The following is a 21,765-nucleotide window of genomic DNA, read 5'->3' as shown; positions in this document are numbered from 1 at the left end:
ACAGAACATATGGAAGAAACAAAACAAGAATTTCATTATGTATCTAGTTCTATCATGGTATCTGTCCTAAGAGGAATCCTGGTCGGTATTGTGGTAGGATTGGTTGTCAGTCTTTTTAGACTGTTCATCGGACATAGCTTTGAAGGCCTTGTTCATCTGTATCATTTAGCACGACAAGACTTGTTCGTGCTTTTTGCTATAGTGGCAGGCTATATTATTTTGACACTTGTCTTGTCTTGGTTGACAGGAAAAGAGCCAGCGGTTAGAGGATCTGGTATTCCTCAAGTTGAGGGAGAACTAAAGGGCTTGATGGACTCCAATTGGTGGTCCATCCTCTGGAGAAAGTTTATCGGAGGAATCCTTGCGATCTCAAGCGGTTTGATGCTGGGGCGTGAAGGTCCATCGATTCAGTTGGGGGCTATGACGGCTAAAGGCTTGGCCAATCGTCTTCAATTAGCACCTTTAGAAACACGCATTTTAATCGCTAGCGGCGCAGCTGCTGGTTTATCGGCCGCTTTCAACGCTCCCATTGCCGGTTTACTTTTTGTAGTGGAAGAGGTCTATAGACATTTTTCACGACTTGTCTGGATTACAACCTTAACAGCTAGTCTAGTAGCCAATGCTGTGTCCCTATGGATCTTCGGTCTGACTCCTGTCCTGCAAATGCCTATTGAGCTGCCGGTACTTGCTCTCAACCAGTACTGGATTTTGATCCTAATGGGTAGTCTTTTAGGACTCGCGGGCTATCACTATCAGCGTGTGATTTTAAGCATGTCTCGGGTTTACCAAGGCATTGGGCGATTTCTTAAACTATCCCCTCGATTTTATCCGTTAGTTCCCTTTTCCTTGATTATCCCCGTTGGCCTCATTTGGCCAGAACTACTGGGTGGTGGGCATGAGTTGGTTATGCATCTTCCGCAAGCACCTTATAGCTTTGGTATGCTTATCCTTTTTCTGTTAATACGTTTTGCCCTCAGTATGCTTAGTTACGGCTCAGGGCTTCCTGGTGGAATTTTTCTCCCTATTTTAGCCCTAGGGTCAGTTTTGGGCTTGCTTATAGGGACGGGGCTGACTGCGCTAGGACTTGTGGCTGTAGAAGATTTACCACTTTTTATCGTTCTGGGAATGGCTGGTTATTTTGGAGCAATCTCTAAAGCTCCCTTAACAGGGATTATCCTAGTGACCGAGATGGTCGGAGATATGCACCACTTGATGCCCCTAGGACTTGTAACGCTGTCTGCTTATATCGTTATGGATCTCTTAAATGGTGCGCCTATTTATGAGGCCATGCTAGAGAGAATTCTTCCAGACCATATGGCTGAAACGTCCAAAGCAACCTTTATAGAAATTCCTGTTTCAGCCAAAATTTCTGGACGAAGAGTGACTGATTTAAATCTTCCAGAAGGTGTCCTAATTACCGGACAGATTAATCACGGGCGTTCTGAAATTGTCCATGGACAGACCATTCTCTATCTTGGAAATACCATCCATCTGGTCGTGAGAACCCATCAAATAGATGCTGTGAAATCCTTGTTGCTCGATTAATTATCTCATAAAACTTTAGAAAGGGATACGATGTCTATCTTACACCAACTTGATGGGGCTGAAAAGGTCCGGATTTCAAAGGGCTATTCGCCAGAGAAAAAGTACCGCCTTTCTGGTGACCACCTCTATTTCCTAAAGCAGTCGCCGCCCTCTTTTGTTAACCAGAAGCGACTGGAAACGACCTATCTCAAAAACTTATCTAGTAAGACGGCGAGATGGAGCAAGTTATTGGATCTTAAAGTTAACTCAGATCGGATTGACAGCCTCTACGAGTGGATCGATGGGGTTGATTTTCGGGACCTTGCTCCGTCCATGTCTGATCAAACGCTTTATTATTACGGGCACCGAGCAGGACAGTTCTTAAAAGAACTTCATAGCTTGCCGATCGCTGAAGAAGTCCCTGACTGGTACAAGGCTTATAATGCCAAAATTGATCGGAAAATAGCTGCTTTTAATGAGGTCAGGGCCTTGTATCCAGACGGTAAACTCTTTATTGAATTCATCGACAAGAAGAGAGACTTGCTCCAAATCAGGCCTCAAACCCTCTGTCACGGTGATTACCATGTCGGAAATATGATGATTGAAAGGTCATCTCAGGACTTGTGGATCATTGACTTCGGTTCACTCGAAATCGGGGATCCATATGAAGAATTCAATCGGATGATTTGGAACGCCCAGATCTCGGAAGAATTTGCAACTGGGATGATCAATGGCTATTTTGACCAAGAAATTATTCCAGAACAGTTTTGGGGACTTATGGCTCTCTACATGGCGACAGATGTAATTGGCTCTATCTCATGGGCTATCCCTTATGGAGAAAAGCAGGTCCAGACCATGATCCAGCGAGCAGACGATGTCTTCAACTGGTACCAGGGATTTGAAACTTTGATTCCCAGTTTTTACAAGACCAAGGATTGAAAACTTTTTAAAAGGGGCGATTGTCTCCTGTATGGTATAATAAACTATCTATTTGAACGAAGGAGTTCCCATGGTTTTATCCAAGAAAAAAGCCCGTCATGTTATCGAAGAAATCATCGCCCTGTTTCCAGACGCTAAGCCTAGTCTGGATTTTCGCAATCATTATGAACTGTTGATCGCGGTCATGCTGTCGGCCCAGACGACAGATGCGGCGGTTAACAAGGCAACCCCAGCCCTCTTTGAACGCTTTCCAAGCCCACAAGAAGCTGCTCTGGCTACGCCTGATGAGATAGCTCCCTATATCGCTAAGTTGGGACTTTACCGCAATAAGGCTAAGTTCATGCACGAGCTGTCTGTCCAGCTCATGGAACGGTTTGACGGCATTGTGCCACAGACCAGAGAAGAATTGGAGAGCTTGCCTGGTATCGGGCGGAAAACAGCTAATGTCGTCATGTCTGTAGGGTTTGGGATTCCAGCCTTCGCCGTTGATACCCACGTGTCTCGCATCTGCAAACACCATCAGATTGTAAAACAATCCGCGACACCGCTGGAAATTGAAAAACGGGTCATGGATATCTTACCGCCAGAGCGTTGGCTAGCCGCTCATCAGGCTATGATTTACTTTGGCCGGGCCATCTGCCACCCCAAAAATCCAGAGTGCGATCAGTACCCGCAACTCTACCAGTTTGAAGATTGACCCTTATTACCCCACCTATGTCTGATAAGAAATGCAATAGAGAAAGGAATCCAGCTTTTGAGATTAGATAAATTTATCGTAGCAGTAGGAGCAGGATCACGCAGCCAGGCCAAGGCTATGGTCAAGGCCAAGCGTTTGACCGTTAATGGTCAAGTCGCCAAAAAATCAGACCTGGCCATCAATGAGCATAAGGATCAGATTTGTCTTGACGGAGAGGTGCTCGTTTACAGCGAATTTGACTATCTGATGCTCAATAAGCCTGCAGGTGTGATTTCGGCCACAGAAGACCCTCAAGAGCGGACTGTTTTAGATCTTCTCCCGGCTCGCTATCATCGGGTAGCTCCCGTTGGACGACTGGACAAGGATACAGTTGGGCTTTTGCTGTTGACCAACGATGGTCAATTAAACCATAACCTGCTTTCTCCTAAAAAACATGTTGACAAGTGTTATGAGGCTACTTTGGCTGGCCCTTGTCAGCCAGATGATAAGGAAAAAATGCAGGCAGGAATTGTTTTAGACGATGGCTATGTCTGCTTACCAGCTCAGCTGGATTGGCAGGACGACACTCCTCACGTCGCCTCTATTACCATCCAGGAAGGAAAATTTCATCAGGTCAAGCGAATGTTTGCGGCCCTAGGCAATCAGGTCACTCATCTTAAACGCCTACGGATGGGCAGTCTGGTCTTGGATGAGACCTTAGACCCAGGAGAATTTCGCCTGCTGACAGAGGAAGAAATCAGCCAATTAAAAGGAAATTCTAAATAAAGTTCGTCAAAGACGAACTTTATTTGTGTTTTCAAAGCATTTCCTGTCATTTCACCGATTATTGCGGTAAAATAAATTATGGAAGCGCCCAAGAAGCGTAGCGATGCATTAGCATAGGTAGGTCATTTTCTTAAAATTGAGGTGGAAACCATGTTTGATATGCCTGTTTTCGATTACGAAGATATCCAGTTAGTTCCTAATAAGTGTATTGTCAAGAGTCGCTCTGAAGCTGACACACGCATTACCTTTGGTGGACACAGTTTCAAACTCCCTGTTGTTCCAGCTAATATGCAGACCATTATCGATGAGAACTTGGCTGAGCATCTGGCTTCTGAAGGGTATTTTTACATCATGCACCGTTTTGAAGAAGACAAGCGCAAGCCTTTCATTGCTAAAATGCACCAAAAAGGTCTCATTGCTTCGATTTCAGTTGGAGTTAAAGAGTATGAATATGATTTTGTGCGCTCCTTAAAAGACGATGCACCTGAATTTATCACCATTGATATTGCGCATGGTCATTCAGATTCTGTGATTAACATGATCAAGCACATCAAGGCAGAGTTGCCTGAGACCTTTGTGATTGCAGGAAATGTTGGGACGCCGGAAGCGGTTCGCGAATTGGAAAATGCAGGGGCGGATGCAACGAAGGTCGGAATTGGACCAGGAAAAGTCTGCATCACCAAGGTCAAGACTGGTTTTGGGACTGGTGGTTGGCAATTGGCGGCCCTACGCTGGTGTGCCAAGGCTGCCCGTAAGCCAATTATTGCGGATGGTGGGATTCGCACGCACGGCGATATTGCTAAGTCCATTCGTTTTGGCGCTAGCATGGTCATGATCGGCTCACTCTTTGCAAGCCACAACGAGAGCCCGGGTGAAACCATTGAAGTCGATGGTAAGGAATTCAAAGAATACTACGGATCAGCTTCCCAGTTCCAAAAGGGCGAGTACAAAAATGTCGAAGGGAAAAAAATCCTCTTGCCGACTAAAGGCAGTATCTTTAACACCTTGACTGAAATGGAACAAGACCTCCAATCCTCCATTTCCTATGCTGGCGGCAAGGACTTGGAAAGCTTGACCAAGGTCAACTATGTTATCGTTAAAAACTCTATCTGGAACGGGGATAGTTTATAAGGATAAAGTCACGCAAGTCGTGGCTTTTTCTATTTTTAAGATTTGTTAGTATAAAATCTTGACGTTAAAAAATTATTGTTTTATAATAATTTTAACAATAATTATTATCATAAAACAATAATCAGGAGGTTGAAAATGGTCAGAAGTACTATTTTTCAAATGGCAATTTTAATTGCTAAGATAGGTCAATGGTTCTTGACTTTCCTGGCAGGAGGAATCTGCCTAGGCTTGTTAGTGGCGATATTCAGAGGAGATTTAATAGAGGCCTCGTTAGAACATTATCCAGGCAATTCTCAATCAGTCTCGAACTTTCTAGTCATTTTGGTATTATTATTTGCCATAGTCATCGTCTCATTGATGATTTATGTGGCGATTTGTACACAGTCACTTTTTAGAGAAATGAGAGATGATAGAATCTTTATCTTAAAAAATATTCACTTACTTTATAGAATTTTATTTTGCCTCATCACGATTACTTTATTACAGATGATTGCCAAGGTGGGATTTTCGGTGATAGAGATCAATAATGTGAGCCAGTTATCCGATTTTACCTTTCAAGATTATTGGTTTCACCTCATTCTAATCGGAATCTCTTGTCTGGGCATCTTGGTTCTAAAAAGAGGCTATCAGGTTGAAACAGACTATAATGAGATCATCTAACAATGGAAACGATTAAAATCAATTTAGATAAAATTTTAAAGGATCGTCAAGTTACTTCAAAAGAATTAGCGGAAAAAATTGGAATTACAGAAGCTAATTTATCAATCTTAAAGACTGGAAAGGCTAAAGGGATTCGATTTAACACCCTGATAAGTATCTGCCGTGTTTTAAATTGTCAACCTGGAGATATTTTAGAATATAGCGTTGACAATGACTAGAGGCGTCCACGCTAAAGGCAGCTGTATCATAATTAAAAAAGGAGATTTTATGTGTCACCTACTTAAAATTAGCATCTTATTGATCGGTATTGGTCTTTTGAGTGCCTGTACTTCTACAAGTGTTGATAAGGAAATCCAAAGAGCAACAGATCAAGTTAAAAGCGAAGTCGCCAAGGAACTATCACCTCTTGAACAGAGTATAAAACATAAGATTTTATATGCGCCTAATCAAGGACATTATGAACTCACCGATGAATTTACTGGAACAGTCTATCTCATGGCTTCTCGTAAGCAAATAGAAAAAGGAACTGATCAAGAGATTTTTGAATGGAATCAAGAAAAAATGACTCCTATCGATATAGGAGGTGACGATGATTTTAATATTCGATATGATGGCAAAACATGGTTTTCTATCCAGAAGATAACCGTCAAGAATTTAAAAGATTTTGCCTTTAAAGCTAGGAGAAATGATTCCTATCTTCTTGTGTTTAGAAATTAGTGCCAGGAAAAGCCTTTGTGGAGGATTACAATTTTTCTGTACGACTAGGCAAATGCTTGTTTGATCATAGATTAAGTCTCATCAGTAACTCCTAAACTTACTTAATGGATTGTTTTGTACTTCCTTAGATGTATTATATAGAAGAAACAGCAGAAAATTCTTGACAGGGTATCAAAAATAGTTTAATATCTATTGGAGTTTATTATGAAATGGAAGTAAGATGAGCTCTAATCAGGAGCTATCTTTAGCTACCTCACAAAGGATGATATTTTGACAACTGCAACTAAACCGAAAACGACCAAGAAAAAGACGACCAAGACGGCTAAGAAAAACTTAGTCATTGTGGAATCACCAGCTAAGGCCAAAACCATTGAGAAGTACCTGGGACGCAATTACAAGGTTGTGGCTTCTGTTGGCCATATCCGCGATTTGAAAAAGTCCTCCATGTCCATTGATTTTGCCAATAACTATGAGCCAGAGTACATCAATATTCGTGGCAAGGGTCCCTTGATCAATGACCTGAAAAAAGAAGCTAAAAAAGCGAGTAAAGTCTATCTGGCGAGTGACCCGGACCGCGAAGGAGAAGCCATTTCCTGGCATTTGGCGCACATTCTAAATCTGGATGCTGAGGATAAAAACCGGGTCGTCTTCAATGAAATCACTAAAGACGCCGTCAAAAATGCCTTTAAGGAACCTCGGACAATTGATCAGGATTTAGTAGATGCTCAGCAGGCACGTCGTGTCCTTGACCGCATTGTGGGCTATTCCATCTCACCGATTCTCTGGAAAAAGGTTAAAAAAGGACTCTCGGCAGGGCGAGTACAGTCGGTCGCACTCAAGTTGATTATCGATCGGGAAAATGAAATCAAGGCCTTCAAACCAGAAGAATACTGGACCATTGACGGCACCTTTAAAAAAGGGACGAAATCTTTCCAGGCGGCCTTTTATGGCCTTGATGGTAAAAAGCTAAAGCTGGAGAACAACGACCAAGTCAAGGACGTTTTAGCCCGTATCACGGGTGATGAGTTTACGGTTGACCAAGTTGAGAAAAAGGAGCGTCGCCGCAATGCGCCGTTGCCTTATACCACTTCAACCCTTCAGATGGATGCGGCCAACAAGATCAATTTCAGAACTCGTAAAACCATGATGGTAGCTCAGCAGCTCTACGAAGGGATCAATCTAGGAAGTGGTAGTCAAGGTCTTATCACTTATATGCGTACGGATTCGACCCGTATTAGCCCAGTCGCCCAAGGCGAAGCCGCTCATTTCATTACAGAACGCTTTGGCAGCCAATATTCGAAGCACGGTAGCCGTGTCAAAAATGCTGGCGGTGCTCAAGATGCTCACGAAGCTATCCGTCCGTCTAATGTTTTTCAGACGCCAGAGAGCATTGCCAAGTACTTGGACAAGGACCAGCTCAAACTTTATACCCTGATCTGGAACCGTTTTGTAGCTAGTCAGATGACAGCCGCGGTTTTCGATACTATGAAGGTCAACCTTTCTCAAAATGGCGTCATCTTTACAGCCAACGGGAGTCAGGTGAAGTTTAACGGTTATCTTGCTGTCTATAATGACACAGACAAGGACAAGATGCTGCCAGAGATGGAAGTTGGCGATACTGTCAAGCGGACCAATACAAAGCCTGAACAACACTTTACCCAGCCACCAGCACGCTACTCAGAAGCAACCTTGATTAAGGCCTTAGAGGAAAATGGTGTCGGCAGGCCATCCACCTACGCCCCAACTCTTGAGACCATTCAGCGGCGCTATTATGTCAAATTGGCTTCAAAACGCTTTGAACCAACCGAGTTGGGAGAAATTGTCAACCAATTAATTGTAGAGTTCTTTCCAGATATTGTTAACATCACTTTTACAGCAGATATGGAAAACAAGCTAGATGCTGTTGAAGTCGGCCAGGCCCAGTGGCAGAAGGTTATCGATGATTTTTACAAGCCTTTTGAAAAGGATGTGGCCAAGGCTGAAGTCGAGATGGAAAAAATCCAAATCAAAGACGAGCCTGCCGGTTTTGATTGTGATCAGTGTGGCCATCCCATGGTCATCAAGCTTGGTCGGTTTGGTAAGTTTTATGCCTGCAGTAATTTTCCTGATTGCCGCAACACCAAGCAGATCACCAAAGAAATTGGCGTGGTTTGCCCAACCTGCAAGCAGGGCCAAATCATTGAGCGCAAGAGCAAACGTAACCGCATTTTCTATGGTTGCGATCGTTACCCAGCTTGTGATTTCACATCATGGGATAAGCCAGTCGGTCGTGCTTGTCCAAAATCAGGCCATTTCTTAGTCGAAAAAGCCATTCGTGGCGGCGGCAAGCAGGTGCTTTGTTCACATGCTGACTGTGATTACAAGGAGACTCAAAGTAAGGCTTAACTCAGCATAAGTCTGCCTCTGTAAGATTAGGGGTGTCCAGAGCATTTGAACAGTTATTCGAGGCAAACTCTATCGGGTTTGTCTCTTTCTATCTCGAAGGCACAGCAGTTCTCTATTGATTGCTAAATCTATAGAGAATCAAGCAAACACTTCTGTTCAAAAGGGACTAGGCAATGTTTACTAGCCAAAGGAGGGTTTAACGGACATTTTTAAAAATTTCCATTATAATAGACATTTTTCAAAATGTCTGTTATAATGGACAGTAAAAGGAGGGGCAAATGGTTTATCTAGCCTTAATCGGTGATTTTATTGCTTCTAAGGACATTCTTGACCGTTCTCTTGTCCAACAAAAGTTGGAGACTTGTCTTCATAGCTTGAATCATCAGTATCAAGACGTCTTGATTTCCAAATTAACCATTACTTTGGGAGATGAGTTTCAGGGATTATTTCAGTTAGATGCTCCCATTTTTAAGCTGGTTGATGAGTTGGTTCTCGCGATGAAACCATACAAAATACGGTTTGGACTTGGAGCGGGAGAAATTTTAACACCTATTGATCCAGAACAAAGTATTGGAGCAGATGGGCCGGCTTATTGGAGGGCTCGCCAGGCAATAGAGACTGTTCATAAAAAAAATGACTATGGCAATACCCAAATCGCACTAATTCTGGAAAATCCTCAGCTGTCCCAACAGGCTAACGCCTTATTAGCAGCTTCGGAGCACATAAAGAGCAGTTGGCGACCCAGTCAAGAAGAGGTTTTTGAGGCCCTGATTGAGCTGGGAATCTATCAAGAACAATTTGAACAGTATAGGGTTGCTGATTATTTGAAATTAAATGAAAGCGCCTTTACGAAACGTCTCAAAAGCAGTGGCGCTAAAATTTATTTTAGATGCCGAAATGCAGTGCAGGAACTCATTGCGCGTAGTCAGGAGGGCAATTAATGTCTGCTTTCAGTCTGTCACACTTTTTGGTGGTCAATCCTTTTATTGCTCTCTTTATTATCTGCCATGTGCTGTCCGATTTCCATTTCCAGTCCCAGAAACTGGCAGAACTTAAAGAAAAGAATAAGTTCTATCTACTAGGCCATCTCTGTCAGGTGGCTTGGCCCTTAATTCTTTTGGGCCTCTATCAACCGGTGGCCTGGCCTGAAGTTATATGGATTATCTGTAGCCATGCCTTCCTTGATGGTCTTGAACCATTTGTAAAAGGCTATTTTTCGGAACGCCTGTACTTTACTATGGACCAATTTATCCATCTGGCTATTTCGGTGAGTCTGGCTCTCAGTTTATCTGAGGCTGGTGCTAAGTTAGCGATGACTTTAGGAGAATGGGCAAAACTGCCAAGTATTGTGCTCTTTTTCCTCTTAGTGACAAAACCAGCCAATCTTGTTTTTAGGATTTGTTTTGCAAAATATCAGCCAGTCAAATCTATCTTAAATGACAATCAAGTATTTCAAAAACAGGAAGAGCAACAGACAATTACTGGAGCAGGAGCGACCATTGGAACCTTGGAACGGTTGGTGATGGGTGTTTGTATTCTCTTTGGCCAGTTCGCCTCCATCGGTCTTGTCTTCACAGCCAAATCTATCGCCCGCTACAACAAAATTTCAGAAGATCCAGCCTTTGCGGAATACTATTTGATCGGCTCTTTATTTAGCATTCTAACGGTTATGGTAGCTGCATGGATTTGTTTATGATAAAATTGTCAAATGGTAGCAAAAATCAGACAGCTGTCTGATTTTTTGCTAGAATGAATTTAACACAAGAATAAGGAGTAGATAATGACCCATTATGATTTGTTGGTTATCGGCTTTGGTAAGGCCGGTAAAACTTTGGCTGGCAAGCTGGCTACTGCTGGTAAAAAAGTGGCTCTCGTTGAGCAGAATGCCCAGATGTATGGGGGGACCTGCATCAATATCGGCTGTATCCCGACCAAGACCCTGATTGTGGCAGCCGAGAAAAACTGGGACTTTGCGACCGTCATGGCACAGAAGGAAACTGTCGTTACTCGTCTGCGCAAGAAAAACGAGGCTGTCTTGACGGGGACTGGTGTTAACCTCTACAATGCCCAGGCCCGTTTTGTGGCTGATAAGGTGGTTGAGTTAACTGCTGGTGAAGACAAGCAGGAATTGACTGCCGATATCATTGTCATTAACACAGGAGCCGTGTCCAATGCCTTGCCTATTCCAGGACTTCTGGAGACGGCAGGTGTCTATGACAGCACAGGCATTCAGAACCTGACCGAGCGCCCAGCACGCCTAGGCATCATCGGTGGGGGCAATATCGGCCTGGAATTTGCCAGTCTTTACGCCAAGTTAGGCAGCCAGGTGACAGTCTTTGAGGCTGCTCCAACCCTACTGGGGCGTGATGAGCCAGAGGTGGCCAAGTTGGCTCAGACCTATCTAGAAGAAGATGGGGTGACCTTCCTGTTGGGCTCTGCTATTTCTAACATGAAAAATAGCGGAGCTGAGGTGGTCGTGACGGCTGATGGACAAGATTACGCTTTTGACGCTGTCCTCTATGCCACAGGGCGTAAGCCAGCGACTGAAGGGCTGGGGCTGGAAAATACCGGCATCCAGCTGACCGAGCGTGGCGCCATTCAAGTGGATGATTACTGCGAGACAGCCGTTCCTGATGTTTATGCTGTCGGCGATGTCAACGGTGGTCTCCAGTTCACCTACACTTCTCTGGATGATTTCCGAGTGGTCTTTGGCAAGTTGACAGGTGCTTATGATTACAAGCGCAGTGACCGTGGCCAGGTACCGTCCACCATTTTCATCGAGCCAGCCCTATCCCGTGTCGGTCTGACAGAAGCTCAAGCTGTCGCAGCAGGCTATGAGGTCCTGACCAACAGCCTCCCTGTGGCCAATATGCCTCGTGCCCATGTCAACAATGACCTGCGTGGCCTTTACAAGGTGGTTGTTGATAAAAAGACCAAGCTCATTCTGGGAGCGACCCTCTTTGGCGCAGGCTCTCAGGAAATCATCAACCTGATGACCATGGCCATCGACAACAAAATTCCTTACACCTACCTCAAGAATCAGCTCTTTACCCATCCAACCATGGCTGAAAACTTGAATGATGTCTTTAATATCTAACTCATCCTGGAGACTGGACCAAACGTTCAGTCTCTTAAAGTTATCCCAGAAAAATATGAGATAGCGTCGGAGAAAGACGCTTGCTATGGATCGCTACTAGAAACTCTCTTGCCTAAATGAGTAGAGCCTTCACTGCCAATCATTCCCTGCTCATTGGTGAAGTTGTTCGCTTTTCAAACTCTCCAAAGTTCTAGCCAAGAGAGACGCCTCCTTTTGGATTTGCGATGTTCCTTTCTCTTTCTTTTGCCTTTTTGGTGGTCGAATTGATCTGTAATCCGTTGGGATAGGACCTCAAACTACTTTTATAGTAAAAATTTTGATAGAATAGACTGAAGTAAGATTAGAAATGGAAATTATCATGACTGCAACCTACATCAACGTTATCGGAGCTGGCTTGGCTGGCTCAGAAGCTGCCTATCAGATTGCTAAGCGAGGCATTCCAGTTAAACTTTATGAAATGCGCGGTGTCAAACCCACCCCTCAGCATAAGACAGACAATTTTGCCGAGTTGGTCTGTTCAAATTCTTTTCGTGGGGATAGCTTGACCAATGCAGTCGGGCTCCTAAAGGAAGAAATGCGGCGACTTGATTCGATTATCCTGCGCAATGGCGAAGCCCACCGTGTACCAGCTGGTGGAGCTATGGCGGTAGACCGTGAAGGGTATGCGGAAGCTGTGACAGCAGAGCTTTACAATCACCCACTGATCGAGGTGATTCGTGAGGAGATGACAGAAATTCCAGAAGACGCAATAACAGTGATTGCGACTGGCCCCTTGACCAGCGATACTCTGGCTGCTAAAATCCATGCCTTCAATGGTGGGGATGGATTCTATTTCTATGATGCAGCGGCACCGATCATTGATGTCAATACTATTGACAAGAGCAAGGTCTACCTCAAGTCTCGCTATGACAAAGGAGAAGCTGCTTACCTTAATTGTCCCATGACCAAGGAAGAATTTCTGGCCTTCCATGAAGCCTTGATAACTGCAGAAGAAGCACCACTCAATTCCTTTGAAAAAGAGAAATACTTTGAAGGATGTATGCCAATTGAGGTTATGGCTAAACGCGGTGTCAAAACCATGCTTTACGGTCCGATGAAGCCCGTTGGATTGGAATACCCTGATGACTATGAGGGGCCTCGAGACGGTGAGTTTAAGACCCCCTATGCAGTTGTCCAGCTTCGCCAGGACAATGCAGCAGGCAGTCTTTATAATATTGTAGGGTTCCAAACTCACCTCAAATGGGGCGAGCAAAAACGGGTCTTCCAGATGATTCCAGGACTTGAGAATGCAGAGTTTGTTCGTTACGGTGTCATGCATCGAAATTCTTACATGGACTCTCCAAACCTTCTTAACCAAGCCTTCCAATCAACCAAGCAACCCAATCTTTTCTTTGCAGGTCAGATGACAGGTGTCGAAGGCTATGTGGAATCCGCAGCGAGTGGTCTAGTGGCTGGCATCAATGCCGTTCGCCTTTTCAAAGGAGAAGAACCCGCCTTCTTCCCAGAGACAACTGCCATCGGCAGCTTGCCTTATTATGTGACCCATGCTGAGAGCAAGCACTTCCAGCCGATGAACGTTAACTTTGGCATTATCAAAGAACTAGAAGGGCCACGGATTCGGGATAAAAAAGAACGCTACGAAGCCATTGCAGAACGAGCATTGGGAGATTTGACTAACTTTATAGAAAACTATTCTATTTAAGGGGGTGTTCAAGGTGACTCCCGTTGATCGCAAACGTTTCTTCCAATTGGTCGCCACAGTCTACAACCATGACCGTCATCAATTGACGCAGAACTGCCAAGAAGCTCTGTTTGAGGCAGCCAAGGCGCTCGAAAAAGGAGAAGAACCGACTCTTATTGTGGCACGCCTTGCTTACTATGTCAACATCGAATTATTAGCTTTCGGGGTAGGAACACGAGCGCCTAAAAATCTTGCAGAACTTGCTATTTTTCTCAATCATCATAGAGGAACATACTCTTTTAAAGGACTTTGGTAACCTTGCAAAAGTGTAAGCTTTGCAGTCTAGTTTTGACTTGCTTTTGAATATCGTTGTGTTATAATAATGATACAAAAAGAAAAGGAGAATTGACATGAACAAAAAATTAGTTGTTTCGCGTACCGATAGGAGATTTCTAGGCGTTTGTGGTGGCTTGGCGGAGTATTTCGGACTGAAATCCGACAATGTTCGTCTAGGCTTTATCATCGGTGCTTTTTTTGGAGGAACGGCAATTGGTATTTATATCGTTCTTGCCATTATCATGGCGGATTGATTCTTATAAGAAAAACCTTTCCCAGTGGAAGGTTTTTCTTAATTTAGGGAAACATTTTTGAGAATTTGTCCAGACAAAACTAGTAAAATAGGGTAAAATAGTAGAGGTTACTAGATTGACTAGCCAGATTATCAGAAGGATTTTAGAGATTATGAGTATTTTAACGGTTGAACATTTAACCCACGGTTTTGGAGAGCGTGCGATTTTTGATGATGTATCTTTCCGCCTCTTAAAAGGGGAGCATATTGGCCTTATTGGTGCCAATGGCGAAGGAAAATCTACCTTTATGAACATCATCACAGGTAAACTCCAACCAGACGAAGGCAAGGTCGAGTGGAGCAAGCGTGTGCGGGTTGGCTATTTAGACCAACATACCGTTTTGGAATCAGGCATGACCATCCGTGATGTCTTGCGTAGTGCGTTTGCCTATCTTTATGAGTATGAAGCACGCCTCGGGGAAGCCTATATGGAAATGGCTGACGCAGATGATACCAAGATGGCTGAATTGATGGAAGAGACGGGCGAATTGCAAGACCTTTTGGAATCAAATGATTTTTACATCGTTGATAGCAAGGTTGAGGAAGTTGCACGCGCCTTAGGAATTACGGCCTTTGGTCTGGATTCAGACGTGACAGAGCTATCTGGTGGGCAGCGGACCAAGATTTTGCTGGCTAAACTTCTGCTTGAAAAACCTGATATCCTCCTTTTGGATGAGCCGACCAACTATTTGGATGCTGAACATATTGAATGGCTCCGCCGTTACCTCAATGACTATGAAAATGCCTTTATTTTGATTTCCCACGATATTCCTTTCCTCAATAGTGTGATTAACCTGATTTACCATATGGATAACCAGCAACTCAACCGCTATGTTGGAGATTATGACAAGTTCCAGGAAGTTTATGCGATGAAAAAGGCTCAGATAGAGGCGGCTTACAATCGCCAGCAAAAGGAGATTGCAGATCTCAAAGATTTCGTTGCTCGAAATAAAGCACGGGTTGCTACTCGTAACATGGCCATGTCTCGCCAAAAGAAACTAGACAAGATGGAAATGATTGAATTGGTGCAAGAACGTCCGAAGCCAGAATTTCATTTCTTACCAGCGAGGACACCAGGGCGCTACATTTTCAAAACGGATAATCTGGTGATTGGGTATGATCAGGCGCTAACTCAGCCCATAAGCCTAGAAATGCAGCGCGGGCAAAAAATTGCTATTACAGGATCAAATGGTATCGGAAAAACAACCCTGCTGAAGAGTTTGTTGGGGCTAATCCAACCCCTAGAAGGTCAGGTTGAACGCGGAGAGTTTCTCGAAATTGGTTATTTTGAGCAGGAGATGTCTGGCGATGCTGACAAGTCTTGCCTCAATGAGATCTGGGACACTTTCCCCTACATGAATCAGGCTGAAGTCCGCGCAGCTCTTGCCAAGTGTGGTCTGACCACAAAGCATATCGAAAGCAATGTCCGCGTGTTAAGTGGAGGTGAGCAGGCCAAGGTTCGCCTCTGTAAACTCCAAAACAAGGAAAGTAACGTTCTTATTTTGGACGAACCAACTAATCACTTGGATGTGGATGCCAAGGATGAACTCAAACGCGCCTTAAAAGCCTATAAGGGAAGTATTCTCATGGTTTGTCACGAACCGGAATTTTACGAGGGACTCGTTAGTGAGGTTTGGGATTTCTCGGGCTATTCTGTGAAAAGGGGATAAGCACTACAGAATGTCGAACAGTTAAAAACACAAGGAAGCAGTAGGCTTGTCATGTATCAAGTCAACCGTTCCTTGTGTTTTAGCTATTGGATGGTCTTATTTCTTGCTAAACCATTTGTGACCCAGATAAGTCCCAATCAGAAGACCAATGGAAATCCACCAGCGATTTTCTAAGTGAAAAAGATGCTTTAACATGGCCATAAGGAGAAAATAGGCTATGGCGGTTATAAAAAATTTGATAGTGTTAGTTATCTTTGAGCATTCTCCTTCCTACTATGAGATAATCACTGCCTTCACACATCTATGATAACATAGAAACACAAAAATGCAATCGATTACAAATCCAGAGTTTTGCTTGCTTAAAACTATTAATCTTACAATTTTGTAAGTGAAGAGAAAGCAGCTGTAAGTACAATAGTCTCCGAAATCCCTTACAATAGAACTATAAATTTGCTACAATAGATGAAGCAAGGACTATCTAAGGAGGAAGCACCATGTTTTTACAAGCCAAACACTTGAAACGGGTTTTCAAAACGCGATTTTCTAAGACAGAGGTTCAAGCCTTACAAGACGTTCATTTTCAGGTCGAAAAAGGCGAATTTGTCGCTATTATGGGAGAATCAGGGTCTGGGAAGACGACCTTGCTCAACATTTTAGCTACCTTGGATCGGCCAAGTTCAGGGACAGTCATCCTAAACGGCCAGAGTATCAGCCATATCAAGGAAGGCGAGTTGGCAGATTTTCGCCTTAACAACCTAGGCTTCGTCTTTCAGGATTTCAACTTGCTGGATAATCTGACTATCCGAGATAATATTTTCTTGCCTCTGGTCTTGAGTAATCAGCCTCCCCAAGAAATGGAAGCGCGCCTGCCAGACTTAGCTCGTAAACTAGGGATTGAAGCTTTATTAGATCAGCGTCCTTTTGAGCTATCTGGTGGTCAGCAACAGCGTGTAGCCATTGCCAGAGCTCTGATTACCAATCCGCAACTGATTCTAGCTGATGAACCGACAGCCGCCTTGGACTATCGCAATTCAGAAGACTTAATGCGGATCTTTGAGGCCATCAATACTGGAGGGCAGACTATTCTCATGGTGACGCATTCTAGTATGGCGGCTAGTCACGCTGGGCGTGTTCTCTTTATTAAAGATGGCCGGATTTTCCATCAACTCTACCGTGGTAGCCAGACACAGGCGGAATTTTACAAAACGATTTCACTTGCAATGACCAGTCTCTTAGGAGGTGAGTAGATGTTCTTCCTAAAACTTGCCTTGGGCAATTTGAAAAAGGCCTATCAAGCCTATGCCCCCTTTGTTCTTTCCAGTGTCACCCTCTTTGTCTTGCTCAACACTATCAATTTGATCTGGCTGTCGCCAGATGTTCAGGAAAGACGAACCACACCAACCTTACTAAAATTCGCCTTCTGGGTCATTGCCATATTTTCCGCCATTATTGTGACCTACAGCCATCGGTTTTTGATCAAACAACGCTTCAAGGAATTCGGCCTCTACAATGTTCTAGGGATGAACCGCAAGCGGATAGCTACCATTGCCAGTATCGAGTTGGCTCTGGTTGGATTTGGGGTCATCTTGTTTGGGATAGTGCTGGCTACTGTCTTGGCCAAGTTTCTCTATCTGATTTTAGTCAATCTGCTACAAATAGACGGTTTCCACCTAGCCATCCAGCCCAGCGGTTATCATCTATCTGTTCTCCTATTTGCAGCTATTTTTATCAGTTTAATCGCTTTGACAGGTTGGCATATCGGTAGATTGTCCTCGCTTGAAATGTTGTCTACGAGCCGTAAGGGAGAAAAAGAACCCAAGGGCAATGTCTTTTTAGGCTTATTTGGGGTCATCCTGATTATCTCTGCCTATGTCTTTGCTGTCAAAGACGCCTCTAATTTCAATGAAGACTATCTGAAGCTAATTTTTTTAGCCGTTTTAGCGGTCATCTTTGGCACTTATCTCTTCTTTGTCAGTTTTACCACTTGGTTTTTGAAAAAGCAAAAGCAAAACAAGACGTATTTCTACAAGCGCCAGCATTTTATCCCTGTCTCGCAGATGCTTTACCGAATGAAGCAAAACGCTTTTGGTCTAGGCAATATCACTATCTTGGCCACTATGGTTATGGTGACCCTTATCGCAACCAGCACCATCTACTTCATGGTGTCTGCTAGTGTTGATCAGCAGTACCCTAAGGACAAAAATACGGTCATTCGGCAGATCTTTATTGCTGATAAGGAAAAAGCAGAAGAGGGAATAGAAGCTCTTTTGGCAAAAATAGATCCCCAACCCGACAGCTGGTCTAGTATCCTACATTATGACGAGTACCCTTCTCTGACCAACACTGAAGTGGTAGACCTGGCAACTGCTGAGGATTATAGGGTCGTTAATCGAGTGCAGTTAATAATCATTACAGCAGAAGAATACAAGCGGCTTGAGGGGGTTGACTTGGACCTGGATGACCAGACGGTCGGTTACTACCATCAAACCTTTTCCAAGGATTTAAAAACCCAAACCATCGCTATCGGTGAGGAAGTTGCCTATGCAGTCAAACCCATAAGGGCCACCTCCATCCGTCAAAACCTCTACATGGGGCCAACGACCTATGCCCTGATAGTGGTTAAAGACCTGGCAGTGCTCAAGGAATTTGTGCTGACTTATGCCATCAGCAAAGGCTATGCTCCTGATCCAAATGCTGAACAGAGTCTTCCTCTATCCTATAGCACGACTGTCCAGCTATCTGACGCTCAATACCAGCAGTTGCAGAAGCTAACGGCCCAAGATCGGGACTATACCTATCTTCTCAATAATAGAGAAGAAAGTATTCAAGATAACCTCTCCTTTACCGGAACCTTCATCTTCATCGGGTTTATCATCGGCATGTCCTTTCTGCTGGGTGCCTGCCTCATCATGTACTTTAAGCAAATCTCTGAGGGCTACGAAGATAAAAAAGCCTATAAGGTCTTGCAGGAGATTGGAATGAGTCCTAAGATGGTTAAAAAGACGATCAGTAGCCAGGTCTGGATCATCTTCTTCCTTCCGTTAATCGTCAGTGTTTCTCATGTGTCTTTTGCCCTCTTTCTGATGGGGCGGATCATTAGAGAAATGGGAATTCTAGATCATAAGATTTTACTGCAAATGACAGGAATCACGATGTTTGGTTTTATCTCCCTATATTTTATCATTTACCGATTAACCAGTCGTGCCTATTACAAAATCATTGAAAGGTAGGCAAAAAGTGGCAGAGGATGCCACTTTTTTGTAAAATAAGAGTATGAAAACGATTTTTGTAGTAGAAGATGATCCGGTTATCGTCCAATCCTTGAAAGACCATTTTAAAGCTAGTTATCAATTTGTCAGTGTGCTTAATTTTCGCTCTGTCAAACAAGAGATTGAAGAAGCAGCACCCGACTTGATTCTGATGGACATCACCCTGCCCTACTTTAATGGCTTTTATTGGACAACGGAAATTCGCAAATTCACCAAGGTTCCAATTGTCTTCATTTCCAGTGCCAATGAGGAGATGAATGCCATCATGGCTCTCAATATGGGGGCGGATGACTTTATCGCCAAACCCTTTTCTCTTTCAGTTTTAGAGGCTAAAATTGCCGCCTTCTTGCGTCGCAGTCAAGACTATACCGAGACAGAGTTGGTCGTTGGCGCTTATCGGCTCAGCCTAGACGGAGACTTTTCTGGACCGGAGGGACGGGTTCAACTGTCTCCGACAGAGAATAAGATTCTCCACATCCTTCTTAGCCAGAAAGGCCAGTTGGTCTCCAAGGAAAAATTGCTGGATAAGCTCTGGGAAAACGATGATTTTATTGATCAAAACACGCTCAATGTCAATATGACACGACTGCGCAAAAAGTTGCGCCAAGTGGCATTTGAAGAGATTCACACCATTAGAGGGGTAGGTTTTTTAATTCCGTGATTGGTAAGTTTTTAAAAGAATACAGACCTTGGTTAGCCCTCTACCTGGCCCTAGCTTGTCTTTTTCTCCTCACCTTTTGGCTCTATCGCTTGCCCATGGCTTATTTTGCCAATGCCCTAATCTTTGCCGTCACCTTATTCATTCTTTTCATGCTAGGCGCCTTGATTCGCTTTAGGCGGCAATGGTACCAACTGAGTCATCCAATAGCCAGTAATGAGCCTCAATTATCTTCTAGTCCCTTGGTCATGGCTGCTCAAGAAGCCCTCCAAATGGAGCGACAAGAGGCCCAGAATCAAATAGATGAGCTCCTACAAGAACTCAACCAACTGAAAGCCTTGATTAAGATGTGGGGGCATCAGATTAAGGTCCCCTTGGCTAGCCTGGACCTCTTGGTACAGACAGAAAAGTTAAAACCTCAGCAAGTGGCCAGCCAGGTCCAAAACATTGACCACTACTTGACCATTTTACTGACTTACCTTAAGTTTCAGGACAAAACCGATGACTTTCGCTTTGAAAGCCTCCAGGTCAAACCCTTGGTCAGTCAAATCATCAAAGACTATCGGGTGCAGTGCCTAAGTAAAGACTTGTCTGTCCATATTGAAGGGGATTGGCAGGTCAATTCAGATGCCAAGTGGCTGTCCTTTGCCCTCAGCCAGCTGATTGACAATGCTATCAAGTACAGCAGGCCCGAAGGCAGGATTACGATTTCCCTTTACGATAGGGGGATTCAAATTAAAGATCAAGGCATCGGGATTCTCGCAGAAGACTTGCCTAGACTTTTTGATGAGGGCTTCACTGGTTTTAATGGCCATAAATACCACAAGTCAACTGGTCTGGGGCTTTACATGGCCAAGAAAGTTCTGGATGATTTAGAACTGGCCATCACTGTCGAAAGCGAGGTCGAACAGGGAACCACCGTTACCCTTTCACCAAAGAGAGGAGGGCAAGATGAGAAAGGAACACTTTAAACTCTACGCTGCTATTTTTCCGATGATTTTCAACTCAGAGGGACAAATTCTCCTGCATCGGAGGCAAAATACGGGATACATGGATGGTTATTGGGACTTGGCTGGGACGGGGCATATCGATGCCGGGGAGACCGCCAGAGAAGCTGTGCTGCGAGAATGCCGTGAGGAACTAGCGATTGAAGTATCGCTAGAAGACCTTGAGCTCGTCCACACAGTCCACCGAGTAGGGCAAGCAGACGATTTTCCCTACCTCTATCTCTATTTTTCGGTTAAACAGTTCAGAGGACAGCCTCAAATCATGGAAAGTCGCAAAAACGCTGAGCTAGCTTGGTTTGCTATCGACCAGCTCCCACCTAAAATGATTCCTGATCGGAAAATCGCTGTTCAAAAAGCCATGTCTGGACAAGCCTATGACGAATGGAGGACCTGATGGAAATCTGGGATATTTATGACCAAAGGAATCAAAAAACAGGACAGACCATTGAGCGAAGCCGCGTGCAAGAACTAAAAGTCGGTCAGTATCATGCCTGTGTCAATGGCTTGCTCTATGATCAAGAGGGGCAACTCTTGGTTCAGCAACGGTCTTTTTCAAAAGAAACTTCCCCTGGAATTTGGGACATTTTTACTGGCGGGTCACTGTTAGCTGGTGAAAGTCCTGAGCAGGCCATTTCCAGAGAAGTAGCAGAAGAACTATCCCTTCATGATTTGGATTTTTCCTATCTGGGTTATGAGGTCCGGCCTGATATCAAGTGCATCATGCATTATTACAAGGCCCTGATTCCTGAACAGGCTAAGAAGAACCTCCTTATCCAGACAAGTGAAGTGGAAAGGATTGCCTGGATAGCGATCGAAGAAGCAGAGCGATTGGTTGAAGAGAGAATCTTTGATCGAAAATGGTTGAAGAAGAGTTTTTAGGACATAATAAAAATTATGCAAACTAAATTTGGAAATTTCTAGACCAATCCTTGAAAAA

General features: G+C 44.0%; 22 protein-coding genes. All 22 read left to right on the top strand.

Features of this window, described 5'->3' with window-relative positions:
- Positions 1 to 9 precede the first annotated feature (9 nt).
- Positions 10 to 1,545 (top strand): ClC family H(+)/Cl(-) exchange transporter, encoded by a 1,536-nt coding sequence (locus ABID29_RS04815; RefSeq protein ID WP_354364775.1) that lies wholly within the window; start codon positions 10 to 12, stop codon positions 1,543 to 1,545.
- A 30-nt stretch (positions 1,546 to 1,575) separates the two neighbouring features.
- The gene (locus ABID29_RS04810; RefSeq protein WP_354364773.1) at positions 1,576 to 2,463 is read left to right on the top strand and encodes a phosphotransferase family protein; all 888 of its coding nucleotides are present in this window, start codon (positions 1,576 to 1,578) and stop codon (positions 2,461 to 2,463) included.
- Between the two features lie 70 nt (positions 2,464 to 2,533).
- Positions 2,534 to 3,160 carry an endonuclease III gene (gene nth / locus ABID29_RS04805; RefSeq protein ID WP_354364771.1) on the top strand — a complete coding sequence of 209 codons (627 nt, stop codon included), beginning with the start codon at positions 2,534 to 2,536 and terminating at the stop codon, positions 3,158 to 3,160.
- A 57-nt stretch (positions 3,161 to 3,217) separates the two neighbouring features.
- The gene (locus ABID29_RS04800) at positions 3,218 to 3,925 is read left to right on the top strand and encodes a pseudouridine synthase (protein ID WP_354364769.1); all 708 of its coding nucleotides are present in this window, start codon (positions 3,218 to 3,220) and stop codon (positions 3,923 to 3,925) included.
- A 150-nt stretch (positions 3,926 to 4,075) separates the two neighbouring features.
- On the top strand, positions 4,076 to 5,056 hold the full coding sequence (gene guaC / locus ABID29_RS04795) for a GMP reductase (RefSeq protein ID WP_354364767.1): 981 nt from the start codon (positions 4,076 to 4,078) through the stop codon (positions 5,054 to 5,056).
- Between the two features lie 135 nt (positions 5,057 to 5,191).
- Positions 5,192 to 5,716 (top strand): hypothetical protein, encoded by a 525-nt coding sequence (locus ABID29_RS04790; RefSeq protein ID WP_354364765.1) that lies wholly within the window; start codon positions 5,192 to 5,194, stop codon positions 5,714 to 5,716.
- 2 nt (positions 5,717 to 5,718) lie between these two features.
- Positions 5,719 to 5,934, top strand: coding sequence for a helix-turn-helix domain-containing protein (locus tag ABID29_RS04785; RefSeq protein ID WP_354364763.1), 216 nt, complete (start codon positions 5,719 to 5,721; stop codon positions 5,932 to 5,934).
- Positions 5,935 to 5,983: 49 nt separating this feature from the next.
- The gene (locus ABID29_RS04780) at positions 5,984 to 6,433 is read left to right on the top strand and encodes a hypothetical protein (RefSeq protein WP_354364761.1); all 450 of its coding nucleotides are present in this window, start codon (positions 5,984 to 5,986) and stop codon (positions 6,431 to 6,433) included.
- A 267-nt stretch (positions 6,434 to 6,700) separates the two neighbouring features.
- The gene (gene topA, locus ABID29_RS04775) at positions 6,701 to 8,818 is read left to right on the top strand and encodes a type I DNA topoisomerase (protein ID WP_435533151.1); all 2,118 of its coding nucleotides are present in this window, start codon (positions 6,701 to 6,703) and stop codon (positions 8,816 to 8,818) included.
- A 278-nt stretch (positions 8,819 to 9,096) separates the two neighbouring features.
- Entirely contained in the window at positions 9,097 to 9,759 is a 663-nt protein-coding gene (locus tag ABID29_RS04770; RefSeq protein WP_354364757.1) for a SatD family protein, read from the top strand.
- Complete coding sequence (locus tag ABID29_RS04765; RefSeq protein WP_354364755.1) at positions 9,759 to 10,514, top strand: DUF3307 domain-containing protein; 756 nt, start codon at positions 9,759 to 9,761, stop codon at positions 10,512 to 10,514. The genes ABID29_RS04770 and ABID29_RS04765 overlap by 1 nt, the downstream gene beginning before the upstream one ends.
- An 84-nt stretch (positions 10,515 to 10,598) precedes the next feature.
- A complete protein-coding gene (locus ABID29_RS04760) occupies positions 10,599 to 11,915 on the top strand; it encodes an FAD-containing oxidoreductase (RefSeq protein ID WP_354364753.1) in 1,317 nt (438 codons plus the stop codon).
- Positions 11,916 to 12,273: 358 nt separating this feature from the next.
- Positions 12,274 to 13,617: a methylenetetrahydrofolate--tRNA-(uracil(54)-C(5))-methyltransferase (FADH(2)-oxidizing) TrmFO gene (gene trmFO, locus ABID29_RS04755; RefSeq protein ID WP_354364752.1), complete on the top strand. Its 1,344-nt coding sequence runs from the start codon at positions 12,274 to 12,276 to the stop codon at positions 13,615 to 13,617.
- Positions 13,618 to 13,630: 13 nt separating this feature from the next.
- Positions 13,631 to 13,912, top strand: coding sequence for a hypothetical protein (locus tag ABID29_RS04750; RefSeq protein ID WP_354364751.1), 282 nt, complete (start codon positions 13,631 to 13,633; stop codon positions 13,910 to 13,912).
- A 94-nt stretch (positions 13,913 to 14,006) separates the two neighbouring features.
- Entirely contained in the window at positions 14,007 to 14,186 is a 180-nt protein-coding gene (locus ABID29_RS04745) for a PspC domain-containing protein (protein WP_354364749.1), read from the top strand.
- Positions 14,187 to 14,337: 151 nt separating this feature from the next.
- Positions 14,338 to 15,894, top strand: coding sequence for an ABC-F family ATP-binding cassette domain-containing protein (locus ABID29_RS04740; protein WP_354364748.1), 1,557 nt, complete (start codon positions 14,338 to 14,340; stop codon positions 15,892 to 15,894).
- A gap of 494 nt (positions 15,895 to 16,388) precedes the next feature.
- The gene (locus ABID29_RS04735; RefSeq protein ID WP_354364747.1) at positions 16,389 to 17,141 is read left to right on the top strand and encodes an ABC transporter ATP-binding protein; all 753 of its coding nucleotides are present in this window, start codon (positions 16,389 to 16,391) and stop codon (positions 17,139 to 17,141) included.
- Entirely contained in the window at positions 17,142 to 19,124 is a 1,983-nt protein-coding gene (locus ABID29_RS04730; protein WP_354364746.1) for an ABC transporter permease, read from the top strand. It abuts the gene before it with no gap.
- A 43-nt stretch (positions 19,125 to 19,167) separates the two neighbouring features.
- The gene (locus ABID29_RS04725; RefSeq protein WP_354364745.1) at positions 19,168 to 19,824 is read left to right on the top strand and encodes a response regulator transcription factor; all 657 of its coding nucleotides are present in this window, start codon (positions 19,168 to 19,170) and stop codon (positions 19,822 to 19,824) included.
- Positions 19,821 to 20,792 carry a sensor histidine kinase gene (locus ABID29_RS04720; protein WP_354364743.1) on the top strand — a complete coding sequence of 324 codons (972 nt, stop codon included), beginning with the start codon at positions 19,821 to 19,823 and terminating at the stop codon, positions 20,790 to 20,792. The genes ABID29_RS04725 and ABID29_RS04720 overlap by 4 nt, the downstream gene beginning before the upstream one ends.
- Positions 20,773 to 21,222, top strand: a complete 450-nt coding sequence (locus ABID29_RS04715) for an NUDIX domain-containing protein (RefSeq protein ID WP_354364742.1) — start codon at positions 20,773 to 20,775, stop codon at positions 21,220 to 21,222. The genes ABID29_RS04720 and ABID29_RS04715 overlap by 20 nt, the downstream gene beginning before the upstream one ends.
- Positions 21,222 to 21,707, top strand: coding sequence for an NUDIX domain-containing protein (locus tag ABID29_RS04710; RefSeq protein ID WP_354364741.1), 486 nt, complete (start codon positions 21,222 to 21,224; stop codon positions 21,705 to 21,707). The genes ABID29_RS04715 and ABID29_RS04710 overlap by 1 nt, the downstream gene beginning before the upstream one ends.
- Positions 21,708 to 21,765 lie beyond the last annotated feature (58 nt).

Origin of the sequence: Streptococcus rupicaprae, assembly GCF_040545225.1 — a bacterium.
Classification (GTDB): Bacteria; Bacillota; Bacilli; order Lactobacillales; family Streptococcaceae; genus Streptococcus; species Streptococcus rupicaprae.
The sequence above is the reverse complement of the archived record's forward strand: the minus strand, read 5'-3'. Positions and strand labels throughout refer to the sequence as shown.